A 1,023-nucleotide genomic window follows, 5' to 3' on the forward strand; every position below is an offset into this window, starting at 1 on the left:
ACCCCGCCGGACGATTCATCGGTGTCCACCAGAACGAAGCGCCCCGGGTTCTCGGCCTGTGCCGCGCGCACGAGGCCCCACACCGGAGCCTGCGTCACATCCACCGGCGCACCGGCCTCGGTGGCCACGGCCCCGTGCGTGACGACGGCGAGCGTCGCCTCCGCGAACCGCTCCCCGGCCAGCCAATCCTGTACGACGTCCAGCACACGGTGCGTGTGCGCCCGCACCGCCGCCGGAACACCGTCATCGATCGTGGCGCAGTCGAAGACCACCACACCCGACACCGACCCGTCCGTTTCCAGGTCCTCCCAGGCCGTCCACTGCCCGTCGGTCACAGCTGTGGCAGCCACAGGGCTCCACTCGACATGGAACAGCGACTCATCACGCGGGGTGCCCAGTTGCTCCGCCGACACCGGGCGTCCGACGACCGACCCGACCGACATCACCGGCCGGCCGGAAACGTCCGCCACCTCAAGTGTGAGGCTCTCCGACGTCGGCCTCGTCACCCGCACCCGCACCGCCGACGCACCCACCGCGTGCAACCGCACGTCGTTCCACACGAACGGCAGCACCGGCTCACCACCCTCGGTACCACCGACCAGAGCCACATGCATCGCCGCATCCAGCAACGCCGGATGAATGCCGAACCCCGTCGGCTCACCCGGCAGCTCCACCTCGGCGAACAGTTCCCGACCACGCCGCCAAGCGGACTTCAGCCCCTGAAACGTCGGCCCGTACTCATACCCGACACCGGCAAGCCCCCCATACGCCCCCGCCAGATCAATCGCAGACGCATCCGCCGGCGGCCACGCGGACAACTCGAACTCCGCCTCCGAACCAGCCGGGGCCAGCACACCCTCCGCATGCAGCGTCCACACCCCGTCCGCCTGCTCCTCCGCACGCGCATGCACCGAGACCGTACGACGGTCCGAACCGTCCCCCGCACCCACCACGACCTGGACCCGCACACCACCCGACCCGGACAGCACCAGCGGCGCCTGCAGCGCCAGCTCCTCCACAACC

At 70.4% G+C, this 1,023-nt stretch carries 1 protein-coding gene; it reads right to left on the reverse strand.

Annotation, left to right across the window (positions count from 1 at the left end):
• On the reverse strand, positions 1 to 1,023 hold a 1,023-nt coding region (locus ABZY13_RS33505), incomplete at both ends, for a polyketide synthase dehydratase domain-containing protein (RefSeq protein WP_356637598.1).

It is taken from the genome of Streptomyces sp. NPDC006610, from assembly GCF_040611575.1.
Lineage (GTDB): Bacteria > Actinomycetota > Actinomycetes > Streptomycetales > Streptomycetaceae > Streptomyces.